Annotated in this window: 16 protein-coding genes; 6 read left to right on the top strand and 10 right to left on the bottom strand. The window is 63.0% G+C overall.

The annotated features are described in order from the left end of the window. Window positions 1-29: 29 nt before the first annotated feature. Window positions 30-1,793, bottom strand: coding sequence for an ABC transporter family substrate-binding protein (locus tag QFZ30_RS05050; protein WP_307074057.1), 1,764 nt, complete (start codon window positions 1,791-1,793; stop codon window positions 30-32). A 213-nt stretch (window positions 1,794-2,006) separates the two neighbouring features. Here QFZ30_RS05050 and QFZ30_RS05045 point away from each other — a divergent pair, with 213 nt between their 5' ends. Beyond that, window positions 2,007-2,213 (top strand): hypothetical protein, encoded by a 207-nt coding sequence (locus tag QFZ30_RS05045; RefSeq protein WP_307074055.1) that lies wholly within the window; start codon window positions 2,007-2,009, stop codon window positions 2,211-2,213. Window positions 2,214-2,757: 544 nt separating this feature from the next. Here the strand turns inward: QFZ30_RS05045 and QFZ30_RS05040 are convergent. Then, the gene (locus QFZ30_RS05040) at window positions 2,758-4,524 is read right to left on the bottom strand and encodes a GNAT family N-acetyltransferase (RefSeq protein WP_307074053.1); all 1,767 of its coding nucleotides are present in this window, start codon (window positions 4,522-4,524) and stop codon (window positions 2,758-2,760) included. A gap of 84 nt (window positions 4,525-4,608) precedes the next feature. On the opposite strand from QFZ30_RS05040, the gene QFZ30_RS05035 reads away from it, so the two are divergent. Then, a complete protein-coding gene (locus QFZ30_RS05035; RefSeq protein WP_307074052.1) occupies window positions 4,609-5,388 on the top strand; it encodes an alpha/beta fold hydrolase in 780 nt (259 codons plus the stop codon). Window positions 5,389-5,433: 45 nt separating this feature from the next. On the opposite strand, the gene ychF is transcribed toward QFZ30_RS05035, so the two are convergent. Then, entirely contained in the window at window positions 5,434-6,519 is a 1,086-nt protein-coding gene (gene ychF / locus QFZ30_RS05030) for a redox-regulated ATPase YchF (RefSeq protein WP_307074050.1), read from the bottom strand. Window positions 6,520-6,639: 120 nt separating this feature from the next. On the opposite strand from ychF, the gene QFZ30_RS05025 reads away from it, so the two are divergent. Further along, complete coding sequence (locus QFZ30_RS05025) at window positions 6,640-7,869, top strand: DNA recombination protein RmuC (RefSeq protein ID WP_307074049.1); 1,230 nt, start codon at window positions 6,640-6,642, stop codon at window positions 7,867-7,869. A 9-nt stretch (window positions 7,870-7,878) separates the two neighbouring features. Here the strand turns inward: QFZ30_RS05025 and QFZ30_RS05020 are convergent, their stop codons facing one another. Together QFZ30_RS05020 and QFZ30_RS05015 are read right to left on the bottom strand one after the other, a co-directional pair. Then, on the bottom strand, window positions 7,879-8,958 hold the full coding sequence (locus QFZ30_RS05020) for a 4-hydroxy-3-methylbut-2-enyl diphosphate reductase (RefSeq protein ID WP_307074047.1): 1,080 nt from the start codon (window positions 8,956-8,958) through the stop codon (window positions 7,879-7,881). Between the two features lie 9 nt (window positions 8,959-8,967). Beyond that, complete coding sequence (locus QFZ30_RS05015) at window positions 8,968-9,819, bottom strand: hypothetical protein (protein WP_307074045.1); 852 nt, start codon at window positions 9,817-9,819, stop codon at window positions 8,968-8,970. Between the two features lie 206 nt (window positions 9,820-10,025). Between QFZ30_RS05015 and xseA the strand changes: the two genes are divergently transcribed. Both xseA and QFZ30_RS05005 read left to right on the top strand, forming a co-directional pair. Then, window positions 10,026-11,339, top strand: a complete 1,314-nt coding sequence (xseA, locus tag QFZ30_RS05010) for an exodeoxyribonuclease VII large subunit (RefSeq protein ID WP_307074043.1) — start codon at window positions 10,026-10,028, stop codon at window positions 11,337-11,339. After that, window positions 11,332-11,550 carry an exodeoxyribonuclease VII small subunit gene (locus QFZ30_RS05005; protein WP_307074041.1) on the top strand — a complete coding sequence of 73 codons (219 nt, stop codon included), beginning with the start codon at window positions 11,332-11,334 and terminating at the stop codon, window positions 11,548-11,550. Before xseA ends, QFZ30_RS05005 begins: the two co-directional genes overlap by 8 nt. 6 nt (window positions 11,551-11,556) lie before the next feature. On the opposite strand, the gene QFZ30_RS05000 is transcribed toward QFZ30_RS05005, so the two are convergent. The 5 genes from QFZ30_RS05000 to QFZ30_RS04980 all read right to left on the bottom strand — a co-directional run bounded on the left by QFZ30_RS05000 (window position 11,557) and on the right by QFZ30_RS04980 (window position 16,950). After that, complete coding sequence (locus QFZ30_RS05000) at window positions 11,557-12,411, bottom strand: polyphosphate kinase 2 family protein (RefSeq protein ID WP_307074039.1); 855 nt, start codon at window positions 12,409-12,411, stop codon at window positions 11,557-11,559. A gap of 50 nt (window positions 12,412-12,461) precedes the next feature. Continuing rightward, window positions 12,462-13,682 (bottom strand): pyridoxal phosphate-dependent aminotransferase, encoded by a 1,221-nt coding sequence (locus tag QFZ30_RS04995; protein ID WP_307074037.1) that lies wholly within the window; start codon window positions 13,680-13,682, stop codon window positions 12,462-12,464. 74 nt (window positions 13,683-13,756) lie between these two features. Further along, window positions 13,757-14,686 (bottom strand): ABC transporter substrate-binding protein, encoded by a 930-nt coding sequence (locus tag QFZ30_RS04990; RefSeq protein WP_307080052.1) that lies wholly within the window; start codon window positions 14,684-14,686, stop codon window positions 13,757-13,759. Window positions 14,687-14,933: 247 nt separating this feature from the next. Next, window positions 14,934-15,911: an N-acetylglucosamine kinase gene (locus QFZ30_RS04985; protein ID WP_373462812.1), complete on the bottom strand. Its 978-nt coding sequence runs from the start codon at window positions 15,909-15,911 to the stop codon at window positions 14,934-14,936. A 52-nt stretch (window positions 15,912-15,963) separates the two neighbouring features. Further along, window positions 15,964-16,950 (bottom strand): LysR substrate-binding domain-containing protein, encoded by a 987-nt coding sequence (locus tag QFZ30_RS04980; protein WP_307074035.1) that lies wholly within the window; start codon window positions 16,948-16,950, stop codon window positions 15,964-15,966. Between the two features lie 97 nt (window positions 16,951-17,047). On the opposite strand from QFZ30_RS04980, the gene QFZ30_RS04975 reads away from it, so the two are divergent. Next, window positions 17,048-18,340 (top strand): MFS transporter, encoded by a 1,293-nt coding sequence (locus QFZ30_RS04975; protein ID WP_307074033.1) that lies wholly within the window; start codon window positions 17,048-17,050, stop codon window positions 18,338-18,340. The last annotated feature ends 108 nt before the right edge of the window (window positions 18,341-18,448 follow it).

Below are 18,448 nucleotides of genomic sequence, written 5' to 3'. Positions count from 1 at the left end.
CAACCCCGTTGATCGAGGCAGAAACGCGCCTACTTCATGTTCCAGTCCCACACGTTCCACCAGACCCCCAGGGGCCCGGGACTGGATTTCACCCCCGCGATCCGGCCGCTGACGGCCGTCGTGCCCGTGGTTTGGTACAGCGGCAGTCCATAGGCGCTTTCCCACACCCGTTTGTCGATCTCCGCCATCAGTTCGTCCTGCTTGGCGAGGTCGGTGGTCGTGGCCAGCTGATCCATCACCCTGTCGGCGTCGCCGTCGGAAAAGCCGTTGAAGTTGCTGCCTGCGCCTGTCCGGAAAATCTGCGGGACGCGGCTGACTCCGACTCCGGTGCTGATCCAGCCGAGGATTGCCGCGTCGTAGTCGCCGCCGCCAAGCGCCTTCGCCCAGTCGGCGTTGCCCAGTCCGGCATCAACTACTTGGAAGCCGGCGAGGCCAGCAGATTCACGGATCAGGGTAAAGGCCTGGGCACGGTTGGGGTTGTCCCGGTTGTACAGGATCCGGATGGTCGGGGTGGCTCCGTCCAGGAGCGACTTGGCGCCGTCGATATCCACCCCCGAATACTCGGCCGACCCGTTGTTCTTTACCGTATCCTCGTACTTTGGCTGCGACGGAAGGAATACATGGGAGTTCAGGGGCTTTGCGTCCGGTATCAGGCCACCCACAATCTCGTCCACGATTTCCTGCCGCGGGACGGCCTTGAGGAACGCTTTGCGGACGCTCTCTTCGGCAAAGGGACCCGAGAAGTCCAGGTCGAGGTGGTCGTACCCCGACTGGCTGTACCGCTCGACAGTGGCGCCCTGGCTCTCCAGCCCGCTGAACAGATTCTCAGAGCCGGCCGAGGGCTGAGGCGAGATAACGTCCGCCTGTCCATTCCGGAGCGCGTCTACTGCCGTCTGGACCGCCCCCGTGAACTGGATGGTGATTTCGTCCAAATGGGGTTCCGGTCCCCACACGTAGTCCCGGTTCCTGACCAGCCTCACGGAGACCTCGGGAACGATATCCCTGACGATGTACGGTCCGCTCGACAAGTAGATCGCCGGATCATCAGGCAGCGTCTTGGAATCGAATCCCGAGTTCCAGAAATCGCTGACCCTCTTCAGGTCGGAGTTAAGCGCGGGCTTTTCGCGGTCGCCCTTGGGTGAGTCCTTCAGCAGTCCAATGAGGTCTTCCTCATCGTTCAGGCCGCTTTTCGCCGCTACGACATGGGCGGGAAGTCCGACGTCGAATGCCACTTCCCAGTCAGCGTATGGCGTTGCGTACTCCAGGGTTATCGAACGGCCGTCATCGCCGAGTTCAGGAAAACCCGTGGTTGCGAGGCCGGTGGTGTCGGACGCTACCGCGAAGTATTTGTTCCCGGTGCCGGCAACTGCGTCCGCATCGTCAAAGTAACCGGACTCGGCTGCCCACGCCAGCAGCAGGTCACCTGCATCGATCGCTTCGCCGTCGGACCATTTGACGCCTTCGTTGACCGTATACTTCACCTTCAGTGGCTGGTCAGAGACCTTTTCATAGCGGCCGAACTTCTCGTTCCGGACCACCTTGGCAGAATCATCCACGTAGTAGAACCCGGAGTGGGTAATGTAGCCGACTTTGGTGTTGATGTCCGTATTTCCGTCCGTGCTGAACGGGTTGAAGGAGGACAGCGCGTTGACTTCAGCCACCGTTGCGTTTCCGCCGCTCTTTACCTCGCCGAGCGCCACCGGAGCCGTTCCCCCGCTGCTTGAGCAGCCGGAGAGAAACAGGGCTGCAACAAGCGCCCCGGTGATCATGTGAATCAGGCGCCTGAGAGGCATGCCGTCTCCTTTTGTGTTCCCTCTGCATGAGGGGTCCCCCTGGAGTCGCCAGGATCACGTCCTAAGTCCACTAGTAAGGATACGGCGTATGGTGCGCACGCAGAACACAAAGACCCCGCGGGCTAGCCGGTCGTAGAGGGCGTCGGATGGGTGGGCCAGGGTCTGAGCTCGCCGACCCTGTCTGGTCCGCTGCCGTTCGGTTAGTCTTTTGCGATGGCTGACATGGAATTCAAGAAGCGCTTGGACAGGGTTGATGCGTTGTACAACGAGCTCTATGAGTTACGGCAGAGCGGTGACGATGCCGGCAAGGAAGAGATCGTGTTAGCTGAGATGCGTTTGGATAACGCGTGGCGGGAGTTGTATGAATTTATGGAGCTACCGTTGTCGCCTGACGCCCGAACCGCTGACGGTTCCGAGTAGCCGTGGTTATGTACTAGGGGGCACAACATTTCCCAAGGCCCTGCAAGTCGCATACAGGCGGGCCAGCCACGGTTCAGTTAGTCAACAAAACCTGTCGATTGGATCCCTACAGCTTCGCTGGTACTCAGCTGAAGGGGTCCAGCGGGGGTCTTTCAAAAGGTCTATTAGTGTTCTACGGTTGCGGCTATGAAGCTGAACGTGACATACGCAGGTGGAGACAAAGATGGACAGTCCGACCTTCGGGAAACACCGGAGTTCCCGATGGATCTTCCTGGCGGAAGGTACGTCTTGACCTTTAGGCACGCGATGCAAGAGGCAGGTCCGACTGAGGCCGTGGCCACGTGGGTGCCGAACGCGGACAGGGCGACAGCTCGTAGTGCATCCGAAGGAAGCTGACTAAACCAGGCCGAAGAACAGAATCCGCGGTTCAACGGACTGCCCGGCGTGACCGCCCGCGTGCTGAGCTGAGGACCACGAGCTGCCCCGAGTCGTAGGGCTGGACCTGTGGTACTCGAAACTCACCAACGACGCGCAGAGAAGGTGCCTATATGCGCCGTTTCAGCCCGACGTGGGCAGTCCGATATCCGAGTCGGGTGTAGAAGGCTCGAGCCCGTTCCCGTGCTTCGTCGGTGGTCACCTGTGCCAGTTGCGCCCCACGCGCACGCCCAAAATTGTGTGCCCACTCAAGCATGGCCGTGCCCAAACCACGTGAGCGTTCCGCGGCTGCAACTCGCAGTCCCTCGATCTGTAGTCGGGAAGAACCACCCCGGGAAAGACCTGGAATGACGGTCAATTGCATCGTGGCAACGATGCGATCGGCACCATTGCGGACAACTCCCAGATAGTTGGAACTGTCGCGAACAACCACGTTGTAGGCCGCCTCGTATCGTTCGAGCTCTACGCACTCACGATCTGGACCGAACTGATCATCAGACAGCAGCGCGGCGATGGCCTCAACATCATCGCGACCCGCCCGTTCCAGCCTGAAGGTCCGGCCCGCCACCCGCAGCAGTCCTCGAACCGAGGATCGCGCATCTGCCTGCAAACGAGCGACCAGCAGATCAAGCCATCCGCCGACGTTGGCTCGAGCCTCAACGGTGTCGGGATAACGGCATCTCAAATGCAGACCGGATTCGTCCAGGATGAACCAAAGCATGACGCTGTCGGTGTCGATTGTCGCGCTCACATAATGGGCGTCGAGTCCGACGGAGTCGATTCGCACCGGCAGTCTGCGCAGGTCCAGCCAGGAGATCGCGAACATACCAGGAGCTACGGGCATGCCGCCCCATGGAGCCAGCACGTCCGCGAGCGGCCACGAGCCAAGCTGCACAGCCTCTTTTACCGCGGCCGCTGCAGCGCGCGGCTCGGCGACCGCCGACTCAAGTACCGAATTAGTAATGAACCAGCCGACTGAGTCATGCCATTTGCCGTCGAAGCGGCTGTGCACGGGAAAAACGGCTCGCAGCGGGGTTCCCGCCAACTCGCGGGTCACCGCTGTCATCGCAACAACAGCGAGTGCGAGCGTCGAGACACCGTCGTTGCGGGCCTGCACAGCAAATGCGGCACCGTCGTCGAAATCGAACACATCGCGCACTTCTACACGCTCGCGCTGCGGATCAGGCGCACCCAGGGGCAGCGGGAATTGCGGCATCACGCCGCCGCTGTCCCCGATGATGTCTTCCCATCGGTGACGCACGTGGTCCGGCGCCGCATTCCGATCCAGCAGTGCTTGCGTGTGTTCAACAAATGCCGGCGCTGGCCCGGGCAGTGATTCACAGCCCGCCCTCCCAGCATCGAGCGCCGACAGCAGGTCGCGCGCGATCACCAGCATCGACCACATATCGACGTGGGCGTGGTCGGCCGCAATCACGACGGTGAGTCCAGCAGCAGTCTCCAATACGCACAGCCGGTGTGAGGGCTGTTGGTATGGCGAACATGCGGCATCGAGAATGTCCCGCACTGCGTCATTGACGGCCTGACCAGGAGATACCTGATGCTCGACCCAGGTTCCCGGACCAATGTCAATTTCGTGAAGCTCCGGATCACCATCCGCACCGGGCACGAATGCCGTTCGCAGTGTGCCATGACGGGCGACGACAGCCAGCCAGGCATCGGCAATTGACTCACGACGAGTTGGTGTAGGCAGCCGAAAAGACAATGCCATCCAGGAGCCGGGGCGGTCGCCTGCCCCCACATGGAGCCGCTGGTCAAAGGACACTGGAAGACGCCGGTCGAGCGCAGACACACTGACGTCGTAGCCCCAAAGTCGTCCGAACGGTAGGCGCAGGTGCGAGACGTTGGTCAGCCGCATGGCAGTAGCCTATCGTCCCAGATAGCCTGAATGCTCAACGCGGCCGCTCGAGGTTACGCGATCAGTCACGAAATAAGGAGCCTGATGCCCACTTTCGAGGTTCCCGGAGCCGAGCTTGCGGTTGCTTTGAGCGACGAAGGTGGACACCCAGTAGTCCAACTGCATGGCCTTACCTCAAGCCGCGCGCGCGATCGGGTGCTCAACCTCGACCTCGGTCGAGGGCTTAGTGGAACACGACTGCTGCGGTACGACGCACGCGGCCATGGCCTGTCAACGGGGCGGAAGGTCCCCGAGGACTATCAATGGCAAAGCCTCGCCGACGACCTTCTGCGACTGCTCGATCACTGGTTCCCAGGCGAACGTGTCCACGGAGTTGGTCCCTCTATGGGTACCGGCACACTCTTGAACGCCGCTTCCCGCGAGCCAGACCGCTTTACTGGGCTCACGGTCATGGTGCCACCCACCGCGTGGGAAACCCGAGCTGCACAGGCTGCGAACTACAGGGTTGCCGCGGCGCTTATCGAATCTGTTGGTGTCGAGGCATTCCTCGCCACCACGCGCGGAGCAACACCGCCGCCGGCCACAATTGGTGCGCAGGATACGGTGCCCGACGTCGCCGACGCCCTATTGCCGTCGTTGTTTCGAGGCGCGGCACTCAGCGATCTGCCTGCTCCAGAGGCCGTCGCGCGAATCGACGTACCGACGACAATCTTGGCGTGGGTCGATGATCCGGGCCACCCGCTGTCAACCGCGGAATCCCTTGCCGCACTGCTCCCGCAAGCAACGCTGACGGTCGCCCGTACCCCGGGAGATGTCGAAACCTGGCCTAATATTCTGAGCCAAGATGTCGCCCGTCGGGGCTAACCGACAATTCGCTCGACTACTTGCTCACATTGAAGCGGAACTCGATTACACATTGAATCTAAATTCAACCACGTCGCCGTCGGCCATAACGTACTCCTTGCCTTCGATGCGGACTTTGCCGCGGGACTTGGCCTCCGCCATGGACCCGGCATCAATGAGGTCGTGGAAGGACACTACCTCGGCCTTGATGAACCCGAGCTGGAAGTCAGTGTGGATGACCCCTGCCGCCTGCGGCGCTGTGTCGCCCCGATGGATGGTCCAGGCGCGTGTCTCCTTGGGCCCGGCGGTGAGATAGGTCTGCAGCCCCAGCGTGTGGAATCCGACGCGTGCCAGCTGGTCAAGGCCGGACTCGTCCTGGCCGTTCATCTCCAGCATTTCGCGTGCTTCTTCCTCGTCCAGCTCCACGAGGTCCGATTCGAGCTTGGCGTCGAGGAAGATGGCGTCCGCAGGGGCAACCATGGCCCGCAGTTCATCCTGCTTTTCCGGACTGCCCAGAATGCCTTCGTCGGCGTTGAAGACGTAGATGAAGGGTTTGGCGGTCAGGAGGCTGAGCTCCTTGAGGTGCTCCATCTCCAGTCTGTCGCTCTTGATTGAGGCGAAGATGGTGTCGCCGCGTTCCAGCACAGCCTGGGCCGTCTTGATAGCGGCCAGTTCGGCGGCTTCCCGCTTCTTGATCTTGACTTCTTTTTCGATCCGGGGAATGGCATTTTCGATGGTCTGAAGGTCAGCCAGGATCAGCTCGGTGTTGATCGTCTCCATATCCGAGCGGGGATCCACCTTGCCGTCCACGTGGATGACATCGGGGTCATCGAACACGCGGACAACCTGGGCGATCGCCTCGGCCTCGCGGATGTTGGCGAGGAACTTGTTGCCCAGGCCTTCACCTTCCGAGGCGCCCTTGACGATGCCGGCGATGTCCACGAAGGATACGGGGGCAGGCAGCAGGCGCTGCGAGCCGAAGATCTCCGCAAGCTGCTTCAGCCGGGGATCAGGAAGGTTCACGACTCCGATATTGGGCTCGATGGTAGCGAACGGATAGTTCGCTGCCAGCACCTGGTTGCGGGTCAGTGCGTTGAAGAGAGTTGATTTGCCGACGTTGGGCAGTCCGACGATGCCAATAGTTAGAGCCACGAGCATTGATTCTACCCGTAGCGGGCCGTGAACGTCCCAGCGGGTGCGAGCGGGCGACGCCGGCGCTTCCGGAAAATGTCGCGTCCGAAAATTGTCACAGGGGCATGCCACAGTGAGGATATGGATGCTTTCACCCTGATTCTTGCCCTGTTTACACTGCTGCTCGGTGCCCTCGCAGGCGCCGCGGCAACCTATCTTTCCTTGCGCAGGCGCAATCACGCGCTGGAAGAGGATTTCGACGCCGTGTCATCCCGCCTCTCCGAGGTCAGTGCACAGTTCGCGGCCGCGGACGCCGAGCGGCGCCTCCTCTCCGTCCAGAACCGGGAGCTGGGTGAGTCCCGCAGCCAGGACGGGAGTGTGCTCAGGGCGCTGGCGCCGGTCGCCGAAAAACTCACGGCGGTCCAGCAGCAGGTCGCGCTGCTGGAGCGCGACAGGCTGGAGCAGTACGGGCAGCTTGCCCAGCAGCTCCAGGAGGCCCGGCTGTCCGATGAGCAGCTGATCCGGTCCACCCACGCCCTCGAATCGGCGCTGCGCTCCAACAGCGCCCGTGGGCAATGGGGCGAAGTCCAGCTGCGCCGCGTGGTTGAGGCCTCAGGAATGCTGCGGCACGTGGATTTCCTCGAGCAGGTCCACAGCGCCGGGGGCGGTTCGGCTGTACGCCCCGACCTGGTGGTGCAGCTGCCCGGGGAAAAGCAGCTGGTGGTGGACGCGAAGGTGCCTTTGTCCTCGTACCTCGAAGCCCAGGAACTCGGGGCCCAAGAGCTGGGTCGTGGCGCAGGTTCAGGGACGAATGCGGGGCCGAATCACGGGTCCCAGCAGACCCTGCTGGCCGCCCACGCCAAAGCACTCCGCGCCCATGTGGACGCCCTCAGCACCAAGAAGTACTGGGATATTCCTGGCAACTCCCCCGAGCTGGTGATTTGTTTCCTCCCCGCCGAATCGATTCTGGCGGCGGCCCTGATGGCGGATGCGACGCTGCTGGACCATGCGTTATCCAGGAACGTGGTGCTGGCGTCGCCGAGTACGCTGCTGGCCGTGCTCAAATCCGTGGCCTTCACCTGGCGGCAGGATGTGCTGACGGACAGTGCCCGGGAGCTGTTCGACCTTGCCCGGCAGCTGTATGAGCGCATGGGGACCCTGGGCGAGAACGTGAGCAAGCTGGGTTCGTCCCTGAAGTCCTCGGTGGACCGGTACAACTCGATGATCGGTACTCTCGAGGCGCGCGTGCTGCCGACGGCGCGGAAACTCAACGCCTTGGACGAGTCAGGCCTGCTGACGCCGGCCGCGTTGGAGGTTACACCGCGTTCAGTGGCTGCACCGGAGCTTCAGCACAGCGAAACTGCTGCCTGAACGCTGGGGCTACTCGCGGGAGCGGCGTCCGCCGAGGGCACGGCTGACGTCGCCTGCCTCTTTAAGGGTTGCCCGAAGCTCCTTGGGCAGCGAGAAGAGAAGGTCCTCTTCCGCCGTGACAATTTCTTCGACAGAGCCGTAGCCATAGTCAGCCAAGAGCCGCAGCACGTCCTTGACCAGCACCTCCGGAACGGATGCCCCTGACGTGACACCCACAGTTGCGACGCCTTCAAACCAGGCCTCGTCCACCTCGTTGGCAAAGTCCACGCGGTACGAGGCCTTGGCGCCGTATTCCAAGGCAACTTCCACCAGACGCACGGAGTTCGACGAGTTGGCTGACCCCACCACAATGACCAGATCGGCGTGGGGCGAGATCTTCTTGATGGCCACTTGCCGGTTGGTGGTTGCGTAGCAGATGTCATCGCTGGGTGGATCCTGCAGCGTGGGGAACCGCTCTTTCAAGAGCCGAACTGTTTCCATGGTTTCGTCCACGCTCAGGGTGGTCTGGGAAAGCCAGATGACCTTCTCGGGATCCCGGACGGTGACGTTATCCACTTCGTGGGGCCCGTTGATGATCTGAATGTGTTCGGGGGCTTCGCCGGCCGTTCCTTCAACTTCTTCATGACCGTCGTGGCCGATGAGCAGGATGTCGAAGTCGTCTTTGGCGAACCGCACGGCTTCCTTATGCACCTTGGTCACCAGGGGGCAGGTCGCGTCAATGGTGCGCAGCCCACGGTCCTCGGCCGATTGGACAACGGCAGGCGATACGCCGTGAGCGGAGAAGATCACCAGCGCCCCCTCGGGGACCTCGTCGGTTTCGTCGACGAAAATGGCGCCCTGCTCCTCCAGCGAGCTGACGACGTGGACGTTGTGCACGATCTGTTTCCGGACGTACACCGGCGGGCCATAATGCTCCAGGGCTTTTTCGACAGCAATCACTGCCCTGTCGACGCCGGCACAATACCCGCGGGGAGCCGCCAGCAGGACCTTCTTGGGACCGGATACCGCCGCCGCCGCGGATACTTCCTCAGGCGAACGCCGCCTGCGCGGGACGGTTGGCATCGAGAGGGAAACAGCTGAGGAGGTCATTTCTCCATGCTACCGGGTTACCGGCCGGCGCCCCGGCGAGGCGATGCGGATCACAAGGCCGACCACCAGAAGCGCGCCACCGGCAATGGCCGAGGCCAGGGTCCATTCCTGGAAGCTGTTGGAGGCCGCGGCGACGAACTCGTTCTTGAACATATCCGCGACCTCGTTACCGCTCGCCGCGCCCAGCACGGCGTCGGCGGCCAACTGCGATCCTGCGGTCCACAGGCCAGCCAGCAACAGGGCAGCAACACCCAAATTGAAAATCACAGCCCAGCGGCGGCGTGCAACAACCAACGCCAGCAACAGTGCGATGACCACGCCGACGGCCAGGAGGTAGCCCAGGGGGGCGTATGCAGAAACCCGTTCGATCAGCTGACGCTGGTTCGACTGCCCGATGTTGATCAGCGTCTGGCCCGGTGGATCCAGCGGCAGACCGGTGGCCTTGGATATTTCCTCCGTGCCCAATGCCACAAGGGGTGCCACGTCCAGGGTGAGTGACGTGGTGGAAACCACCTCCGGCGGCAGGTTGCGCGGGTCCGCGAAGCTGAGCCTGTGGCTCTTCCGGAGCGTCTCTTCCCAGGCGGCCGGGTAGCCTGGCAGCCGCGTCATGGAACCGGCTGCCGCGTCCAGTACCGGCTGAACCAGGCCCGCCAGTGCCTCCGGGATGGCGCCGGTATCAATGGTGCCCACGGCAGCGCCCGCCAGCCGCTGCTGGAACGCTTCATCCTTGCCCAGAGGAGAGGCCAGCGACACAAAGCCGTCCTCCTGCACGATGTTGCGGTCGAGCCAGATCGCCGGGACAGCCACGGCAGCCAAGAGGACGCCCAGGATGACGGCAACGGCAGAAACAAAAGTGCGCACAGCAGATCCTTAATTATTGTCGGCGGTATTGCCATCCTATGGGGGCTGCACGGCCAAAGAATGTCAGCCTACGGTGGTATTGGTTATGGATAAGGTTGAATGACGGTCGCCGCACAGTAAAAGCCGAACAGTAAGACAGCCAGAACAGCAACAACCAGACAAAGGAACGCACATGCAGCCAGCCACAGCTTCACCGGGGCGTGTGCATGTCTGACCAGGCAGCCCTGCCGGGCACTGCGGCCACCACGCTGCCGGCCACAGCCGCCGAGACCACCCCGGACAATCCCTGGCCTCTGCAGCTGCTGTCCCAAAAGCTGAAGGCCCACATCGACCGGACGCCGTCCGCGTGGGTCGAGGGCCAGGTCATTGAATTCAACCGGCGCGGCACCAACGCCTACCTGACGCTGAGGGACGTGGACGCGGAAGTTTCCTTGCCGGCTTCCGTCTGGTCCAAGGTCCTTGACCGTCAGGACATGCCACTGGAGCGGGGCTCCCGTGTGGTTGCATTGCTGAAACCTGAGTTTTGGCTGAAAACCGGCCGCCTGAACATGCAAGTGCGGGACATCCGGCCCGTGGGTCTGGGCGACCTCCTGGCGCGTATCGAAAGGCTGCGCCAGGCCCTCGCCGCGGAAGGCCTCTTTGCGGAATCACGCAAGAAGCCGCTGCCACTGCTCCCACACCGCATTGGCCTCATCACCGGGCGTGACTCCGATGCCAAGAAAGACATCCTCCGCAACTCAGCTCTCCGCTGGCCGGCAGTCGAATTCGAGATCCGTGAAGTCGCCGTCCAAGGCAACACGGCGGTGTCACAGATCATGCGCGCCCTGCGGGAACTGGACGGACGCCAGGACGTGGATGTAATCGTCATTGCGCGCGGCGGTGGCGCTCTGGAAGACCTTCTGCCTTTCAACAGCGAGGAGCTGATCCGGGCTGTTGCGGCCGCGGCCACTCCAGTGGTCAGTGCCATCGGGCACGAAGCCGACAGGCCCCTCCTCGACGACGTGGCCGACCTCCGGGCCTCCACGCCTACCGACGCCGCCAAACGGATCGTACCGGACGTCGCGGAAGAACTGGCTGGCGTCCTCCAAGCAAGGCACCAGCTGCGCCGCTGCATCGGCCGTCTGGTCGACAGGGAGGCCGACCGCTTGGCCTCGCTGCACTCCCGGCCGGTGCTGGCCGCTCCCGAGGGGATGATCACCCTCCGCTCCGAAGAAGTTGAGCGGCTGCTGCGCAGGTCATCCGCAGCGGTCAGTTCGATTGTGGTTCGGGCAGCCGACCAGCTGGTTCATCTGCAGGCCCAGGTCCGGGCTCTTTCACCGCAAAAGACACTGGATCGCGGCTATGCAGTGGTTGAGCTCTCCCGCGGCCAGCTGACCAGCGCGGACGACCCCGCCAGCCACTCAGTGGTCCGGGACCCGTCCGAGGCACCCGCGGGCACCGCATTGGCGGTCCGCGTAGCCCATGGCCGTTTTGGCGCTACATCCACCGGCAAGATCCAACAAGGAGACGCACATGGCTGAGACAAAACCTGATTCCGGCATCGAAGCATTGAGTTATGAGGAAGCCCGCGAGCAACTCGTGGGTGTGGTGGGCAAGCTTGAGGCGGGAGGCGCCAGCCTGGAGGAATCCCTGGTCTTGTGGGAACGCGGCGAAGCCCTTGCCAAGCGCTGTGAGGAGTGGCTCGAGGGCGCCCGTAAGCGGCTCGCCGCCGCCCGCGACCAGCCGCTTTAACGGGGCTCAGGACCTTTCGACGATCTCTCGCTCCACGGCGACGTCGAAATCGGCCTTTGGCCACTCGAGTTTGAGCTCCGAGAATGCGCCGAGCACCAGTTGTTGAACGGCGATCCGGGCAAACCACTTTTTGTTGGCCGGCACCACATGCCACGGGGCAATGTCACTGTTGGTCACGTCAATGGCAGCCTGGTAGGCCGCCATGTAGTCGTCCCAGAAAGCGCGCTCATCCAGGTCACCGCGGCTGTACTTCCAGTGCTTGGCCGGATTGTCCAGCCGCGCCAGGAGCCGCGCCTTCTGCTCATCCCTGCTGATGTAGAGCATGACCTTGACGATCTTCGTCCCCGACTCGGTCAGCCGCTCTTCGAATTCGTTGATTGCAACGTACCGGCGCTTCAATTCCTCTGGCGTGGCCCAACTGTGGACTCGATGGATCAGGACGTCCTCATAGTGGGAGCGGTCAAAGACGCCGACCATTCCGGCCGCCGGTACCTCCTTCTCGATCCGCCAGAGGAAGTCATAGGACTTTTCCTCTTCTGTGGGAGCCTTGAATGCCTTGAACTGGACGCCCTGCGGATCCATAGTGGCCATCACGTGATTGACGATGCCGCCCTTGCCAGCTGTGTCCATTGCCTGCAGGATCAGGAGGATCCGCTTGGTCCCGCCGAAACGGGACTCCGCGAACAGTTTTTCCTGCAGCTCCCCCAGCTTGCCGTCAAGGTCAGCCAGGAGTGCCTTGCCGTCGGCCTTGTTGCCGCTGTAGCCGGGGGTGGAGTCAGGGTCGACGTCCGCCAGGACAAATCTGTTTCCGGCCTTCAGCGTCTCGGAAGGGTGCTGCTTGAACTCAACCACGCCGGCCATGGGGATCCTTTGTCCGAAGTTGCACGGGCCGGCAGGCCCGTGCCCACAGGCTAGTTCCCCTGATACCTGCTTAGGAAGTCCCCCATGCGCCCGATTGCCTCTTCGATGTCCTTGACGTTGGGCAGCGTGACCATCCGGAAGTGGTCCGGGCGCACCCAGTTGAAGGCACGGCCGTGGGAGACGAGGATCTTCTCCTCTTTGAGCAGATCCAGCACAAATTTCTCGTCATCCCGGATGTGGAAGACCTCGGGGTCCAGCCGCGGGAACAGGTAGAGGGCACCCCTGGCCTGCTGAGTGCTCACGCCGGGAATGGCGTTGAGCATGTCATAGGCCTTGTTGCGCTGTTCCAGCAGCCGCCCGCCGGGGAGGATAAGGTCGTTGATGCTTTGGTAGCCACCCAGCGCCGTCTGAATGGCGTGCTGGGCAGGCACGTTGGCGCAGAGACGCATGTTGGCAAGCAGACTGATGCCCTCCAGGTAATCCGAGGCATCCTTCTTTGGGCCGGAAATAGCCATCCAGCCGGCACGGTAGCCGCAGACCCGGTAGGCCTTCGAGAGTCCGCTGAACGTGAGGCAGAGGACGTCGTCGCCGGTCAACGCTGCCAGATTAACGTGGACGGCGTCTTCGTAGAGGATTTTTTCGTAAATTTCGTCAGCGAACAGCACCAGCCCGTGCTTCTCGGCGAGCGCCACAATCTTCGTCAGCGTCTCCTCCGGGTAGACAGCACCCGTTGGATTGTTCGGGTTGATCACCACGATCCCCTTGGTGCGGGGCGTGATCTTGGCTTCCAGGTCTTCCAGGTCCGGCTGCCAACCTGACTCCTCGTCACAGAGGTAGTGCACGGGCCGCCCGCTGGCCAGGGCAACGGAAGCCGTCCACAGCGGGTAGTCAGGAGTGGGGATAAGGACCTCGTCGCCGTCGTTCAGCAAGGCCATGAGGGACATGGTGATGAGCTCACTGACGCCGTTGCCCAGGTAAATGTCATCCACATGGATGTTCTGGATCCCGCGGGTCTGATAGTACTGCGACACTGCAGTGCGTGCCGAGAAAATCCCGCGGGAGTCGCTGTATCCCTGGGCGTGGGGCAGGTGGCGGATCATATCCACCAGAATCGCGTCCGGCGCTTCGAATCCGAACGGGGCCGGGTTACCGATGTTCAGTTTTAGGATCCTGTGACCCTCCGCCTCCATCTGCTGGGCGGCCTGAAGAATCGGTCCACGGATGTCGTATAGGACGTTGTGAAGCTTGGTGGACTGCTTGAATTCTGCCATTTATCAAATATGCCATAGGAAGGATGGACTTCCATTGAGACATCAGACACAGGGAGGAACCGCGCCGTCAGCGGTTACTTAACGATTCCCTTGTCTTTAAGCCAAGCCGTGGCAGCGTCCTTGGCGTTCTGCTTCTGGCTGCCGCTGGCCGCCCGGTTGAGGTTCACGAGGTCGTCCGTGGTCAGGATCCGGGAGACGGCATTGAGTGCTTCCTTCGCCTTGTCGGACATTCTTGCCTTGTTGTAGACGGGCAGGACCTGCTGCGCTTTGAAGTTGTTCTTGGGATCCTCGAGCACCACCAGATCGTTGTCCGAGATGGACGGTGTGCTGGTGGAGATATCCGCCACCTGCACATCGTCAGTGAGCAGCGCCAGCAGCGTCTGGTTGCCGCCGCCGTCGTTGAAGGGCTTCAAGGCCTTGAATTCACAGCCGTAGCTTGCCTTGAGCCCGGGAACGCCGTCCGGCCGTGTTTCGAAGGTAGCCGGTGCTGCCATGGCCACGTCTTTGCAGACTTTGGCCAAATCCTCGATGGACTTCAGCTGGTATTTTTCGGCCGTGGCCTTGGTGACCACCATGGCGTCCTTTGACTCGGCCTTGGACGCTTCCAGGACCGCGAGTCCCTCAGGGAGCTTGTCCGTCAGTGCCTTATAGATGTCGTCGGCCGAAACCTCGGACGACCCAGGATCCGCGTGCGAGAGCAGGCTGCCGGAATAATCCGGCACCACATCAACAGAGCCGTCCTGGAGCGCCGTCAAATAGATGTCGCGCGTACCGCTGTCCGGCTTGGTTACTGCCGGGACGCCGGCCGCCGTCAATGCGCCTGTATAAATCTCTGCGACGATCTGGCTTTCCGGAGCGATCGAAGAATCAGGGGTTGGACTGCCCACGGTTATAGCCTGAACACTTGAGCTGGTGCCGGTGGGTGTCTCCACAGGAGCCACGGTGCACGCGGCTGAGACCAACAAAGTGACTACTGCCAATCCGGCACACGCTGATTTCCGCATCACGTCACCTCCAGCGGTTCTGCAGTGGACACCAACATGAACTTCACTCCATCGCTCTCTCGCGCTCATACAGGCGGACGTTCAATCTTCCGTCCATAGCCGGTTTGAAGACTCTGGCCGGAGTCATACTATCGCCAACCTACTCCAGTGGATGGGCATACTCCCTGCATCCGTTGGTCCGCCGCCTGGTCCGGCCGAATTCCGCTCCCCCGTTGCCTGCGGTCAAGCTGACACCGCGGAAGTGGTCCTACCGGCCCTGATCCGACACCAGCTGCAGAACGCCGAACACCGGTTCCTGGTCCAGGACCCGGACGTCGGTAACCCCCGCGGTGGCAAGGTGCTTCCGGAAGGTGTCCTGGAGCGGGGCCACGTTCATTCCGAGGCCTCCACCCAGAATCACAGGGCCATCGAGGCCTAGCTTCCGGAGCGCCTGCGCTGCCAGCCCGGCAAGGTCACTGCCCGCCTGGTCGAGCAAGTCCTGGCTCACCGTGTGGCCCGCCGCGGCCGCCTCCACCACCAGGCGTGCATGCTGGGCCCAGAAGCGACGCCCGGTGTCAGGGGAATGGAACAGCGCAATGAGCCGGTTCGGGTGGTCCACGCCGCAGGATTCCAGCAGCGCTGCGGTGAGCTGGTCGGCCGCGAGCCCCTGGTTCATCCTGCGAAGGCTGTGGCGGACCGCTTCCCGCCCCAGCCAGTAGCCGCTCCCCTCGTCACCCAGCAGGTAGCCCCAACCGCCTGCCCTGGCTTCTTCGCCGGCGGCGTTTTTGCCCCAGGCCGCGGACCCGGTTCCTGCGATCACGGCGACGCCGGTGCTGGCGCGTCCGGCGGCCAGCAACAGGCGGGAATCGTGGACCACGGTGATCCTTGCGCCGGGCACATGTGGCTGGATCAGAGCGGCAAGGGCGGCAGCATCGTCGTCGGTATCTATACCGCCGGCACCGGCATAGACCTGGGCGACCTCCCCGCCGCCGATCGGCGCAATCCGTGCGAACAGCCCAGCAAGATTGAAGGCGGCGTCCTCGCGGCTGACGTTCTGGACGTTGGAGCTGCCAGCCGACTCGTCCGCCACGACGATGCCATCCTCAAACCGGACTCCGCGGGTCTTAGTGCCGCCAATATCCAGGCCGATGATGGTTCCTGCCAGCCGGCCTTGTTTGACGGCGGACACATTTCCGGCGGGGACGTTCCCGGTGGAGGATGCCTGGGGATGCTCGGTGTTAGTCACGTCACCAGCCTACTGAAGCGCTCCCGGAAGCACGCACCGCCGCCGCTATGTTTCAGCGGCCCAGTGAACGTGCCCTGACCAGGCCGGCGAGCAGCTGAGGGCCTTCCTCGAGGACCATCTCCCGGAAAAGCCGGACCGGATCGGGCTCAGCATCGGGGCCTGGTTTGCGCCGGCGCCAGGACAGCCCGATCTCCCGGTAGGCAAGGCTGGACTCGAGTGCGAGTTCAACCCACCCCAGGTTCCCCGTCTCAGGACTGACGTGGCGCCCCGGCGGGCTCCCCCCGGACGGCAGGATGCTGACACCCAGTCCCGCGGAGACGAGGCCGCGGACGGTATGCGAGTCCTGGCTTTCAAAGGCAATCCTGGGCCGGAAACCTGCCTCACGGAACAGCACATCGGTCAGGGAACGCATGCCATAGCCGGGACCGAGCGCCACGAAGGGGTCCCGCCGGATGTCCTGGAGCCGGGCGCTGCTCTTCCCTGCCAAGGGGTGCCCGTGATGCACCACCAGGCGGAGGGGTTCGCGGTAGAGGGCCGCTGACGAGATAGCGCTGCCCGCAGCCGGGACCGGGGCTGTGAGCGCCAGGTCCGCCTGGCCCGACGCCAGCTCGGCCAGGCAGCCGTCCCGTGATCCCTGGCTGAGTGTGAAGCCGGCCCCGGGGTAGCGGCTCCGGAATGCGCTGATGAGCAGGGGCAGCGTGGCTTCGCCGAACGTGTGCTGGAAGGAGACGGATATTTTGCCCCGCACCACGTCAGACTCGTGCCGGACCAGGTCCAGCCCCGCCTGGAATTCTGTGAGGGCCGACTCGATGTAGGGAAGCAGCGTCTTGGCAGCGGCGGTGAGGCGCACTCCCCTTCCCTCCTTGATGAGCAGTTCGGTACCCACGACGGCGCTGGCCCGGGACAGTGCCCTGCTCACGGTGGACTGCGGTACCCCAAGAAGCTCCGCCGTTTCGGTGACGTGCTGCGTGCGGCCCAATTCGGCAAGCAAAGGCAACAGGGGCAGCAGTTGGACCAGCTGCTTATGGTCGGCGTCCACTTGGCTCACCCTCCAAACGTGATCGTTCCATATTTGACATCAGTCAGGCACGAAGCATGCATTGGAAGCATACATCCGTGGCATCTACGCTGGCACCATGCCAACGAATCTCCCGGAACCCGGCAGCCAAGTAAGAACACAGCATCCCTGGGACGGACATTCCAAAGGCTCCGCGGCCTACGGAAAGATCCTTGCCGGCCTGGCCTTCGCAGGAGTGGCAACGTTTGCCCAGCTTTACTCCACCCAGGCCGTGCTCCCCATCATGGCCACCGACCTGCAGATCACCGCAAGCGAAGCGGCACTGACCATCTCGCTGGCCACCGTCGGCCTCGCCGTCACCGTCATTCCATGGTCCTTCCTCGCAGACCGGATCGGGCGGGTCAGGGCCATGACGCTGGGAATATCAGCCGCTACTGTCCTGGGCCTCCTGGTGCCCCTCGCCAGCAGCTTCGGCGTTCTCCTGGGCCTGCGGCTGCTGGAGGGAATGGCCCTGGGCGGCATCCCGGCCATCGCCATCGCCTACCTCAATGAGGAAGTCAACAAGGCTCATGCCGCCCTCGCTGCTGGCAGCTATGTTGCTGGCACCACATTGGGCGGCCTCGCGGGGCGGCTGGTGGCCGGGCCGGCAGGCGAGCTGTGGGGCTGGCGGGCCGCTGCCCTGGCTGTTTCCCTGCTGGCAACGATCGCCGCTGTTCTTTTCCTGGCACTGGTTCCGAAGGCGCGGGGGTTCACCCCTGCCAAGGCCGCCGGACTGCGCGGTGCCGTCAGGACCCTCACCGGACATGTGCGGACACCCAGGCTGCTGGCGCTCTACGTGCAGGCCTTCCTGATGATGGGCGGCTTTGTGGCCGTCTACAACTACCTTGGCTTCCGGCTGTCCGGTGAGCCTTTCAGCTTGCCCGCCACCCTGATCAGCCTGATCTTCCTCGCCTACCTGTCCGGAACAATCTCCTCCCGCTGGGCAGCCGGTCTGACGTTGCGCTTTGGCCGAAGGAATGTCCTGCTGGCGGGAGTCCTCCTGATGGTGATGGGGTTGGCGCTGACGCTGACGCAGCTGCTCGCCCTGATCCTGGCGGGCCTCGTGGTGTTCACAGGCGGCTTCTTCGCTGCCCACAGCATTGGTGCCGGCTGGACAGGGAGTATCGCAACCACTGGCCGGGCCCAGGCGGCGTCGCTCTACAACCTGGCCTACTATCTGGGATCAAGCGTTATCGGGTGGGCCGGCGGCCTGGTTTTCCAATCCCTGGGCTGGACGGCGCTGGCCATCACCGTGATGATCCTGGCGTGTATCACGGCGGTGACCATCGCCGTCGTCCATCCGCGGACGGACGGCCGGAGTGAGTCCTCCGCCACCCAAAGGCGGCAGGGCATGGCTGCCGCCCGAGGTTGAACTATCCAGCGCCAAAGCGGCCGGACCTCCGGTGATAATTCGACGGATGCCGGGAACCACCGGTGTTTGGCCGGAAACGGACGTCTAGGATGAACTCAGCAAACTTTG

It is taken from the genome of Arthrobacter pascens (assembly GCF_030815585.1).
Lineage (GTDB): Bacteria > Actinomycetota > Actinomycetes > Actinomycetales > Micrococcaceae > Arthrobacter > Arthrobacter pascens_A.
This window is presented reverse-complemented; position numbering and strand designations above follow the sequence as displayed.

Bases quoted from the DNA above. Each gene is read 5' to 3' on its own strand.
- QFZ30_RS05050 (WP_307074057.1), bottom strand. From the start codon at position 1,793: ATGCCTCTCAGGCGCCTGATTCACATGATCACCGGGGCGCTTGTTGCA.
- QFZ30_RS05045 (WP_307074055.1), top strand. From the start codon at position 2,007: ATGGCTGACATGGAATTCAAGAAGCGCTTGGACAGGGTTGATGCGTTG.
- QFZ30_RS05040 (WP_307074053.1), bottom strand. From the start codon at position 4,524: ATGCGGCTGACCAACGTCTCGCACCTGCGCCTACCGTTCGGACGACTT.
- QFZ30_RS05035 (WP_307074052.1), top strand. From the start codon at position 4,609: ATGCCCACTTTCGAGGTTCCCGGAGCCGAGCTTGCGGTTGCTTTGAGC.
- QFZ30_RS05025 (WP_307074049.1), top strand. From the start codon at position 6,640: ATGGATGCTTTCACCCTGATTCTTGCCCTGTTTACACTGCTGCTCGGT.
- QFZ30_RS05020 (WP_307074047.1), bottom strand. From the start codon at position 8,958: ATGACCTCCTCAGCTGTTTCCCTCTCGATGCCAACCGTCCCGCGCAGG.
- xseA (WP_307074043.1), top strand. From the start codon at position 10,026: ATGTCTGACCAGGCAGCCCTGCCGGGCACTGCGGCCACCACGCTGCCG.
- QFZ30_RS05005 (WP_307074041.1), top strand. From the start codon at position 11,332: ATGGCTGAGACAAAACCTGATTCCGGCATCGAAGCATTGAGTTATGAG.
- QFZ30_RS05000 (WP_307074039.1), bottom strand. From the start codon at position 12,411: ATGGCCGGCGTGGTTGAGTTCAAGCAGCACCCTTCCGAGACGCTGAAG.
- QFZ30_RS04995 (WP_307074037.1), bottom strand. From the start codon at position 13,682: ATGGCAGAATTCAAGCAGTCCACCAAGCTTCACAACGTCCTATACGAC.
- QFZ30_RS04990 (WP_307080052.1), bottom strand. From the start codon at position 14,686: ATGCGGAAATCAGCGTGTGCCGGATTGGCAGTAGTCACTTTGTTGGTC.
- QFZ30_RS04975 (WP_307074033.1), top strand. From the start codon at position 17,048: ATGCCAACGAATCTCCCGGAACCCGGCAGCCAAGTAAGAACACAGCAT.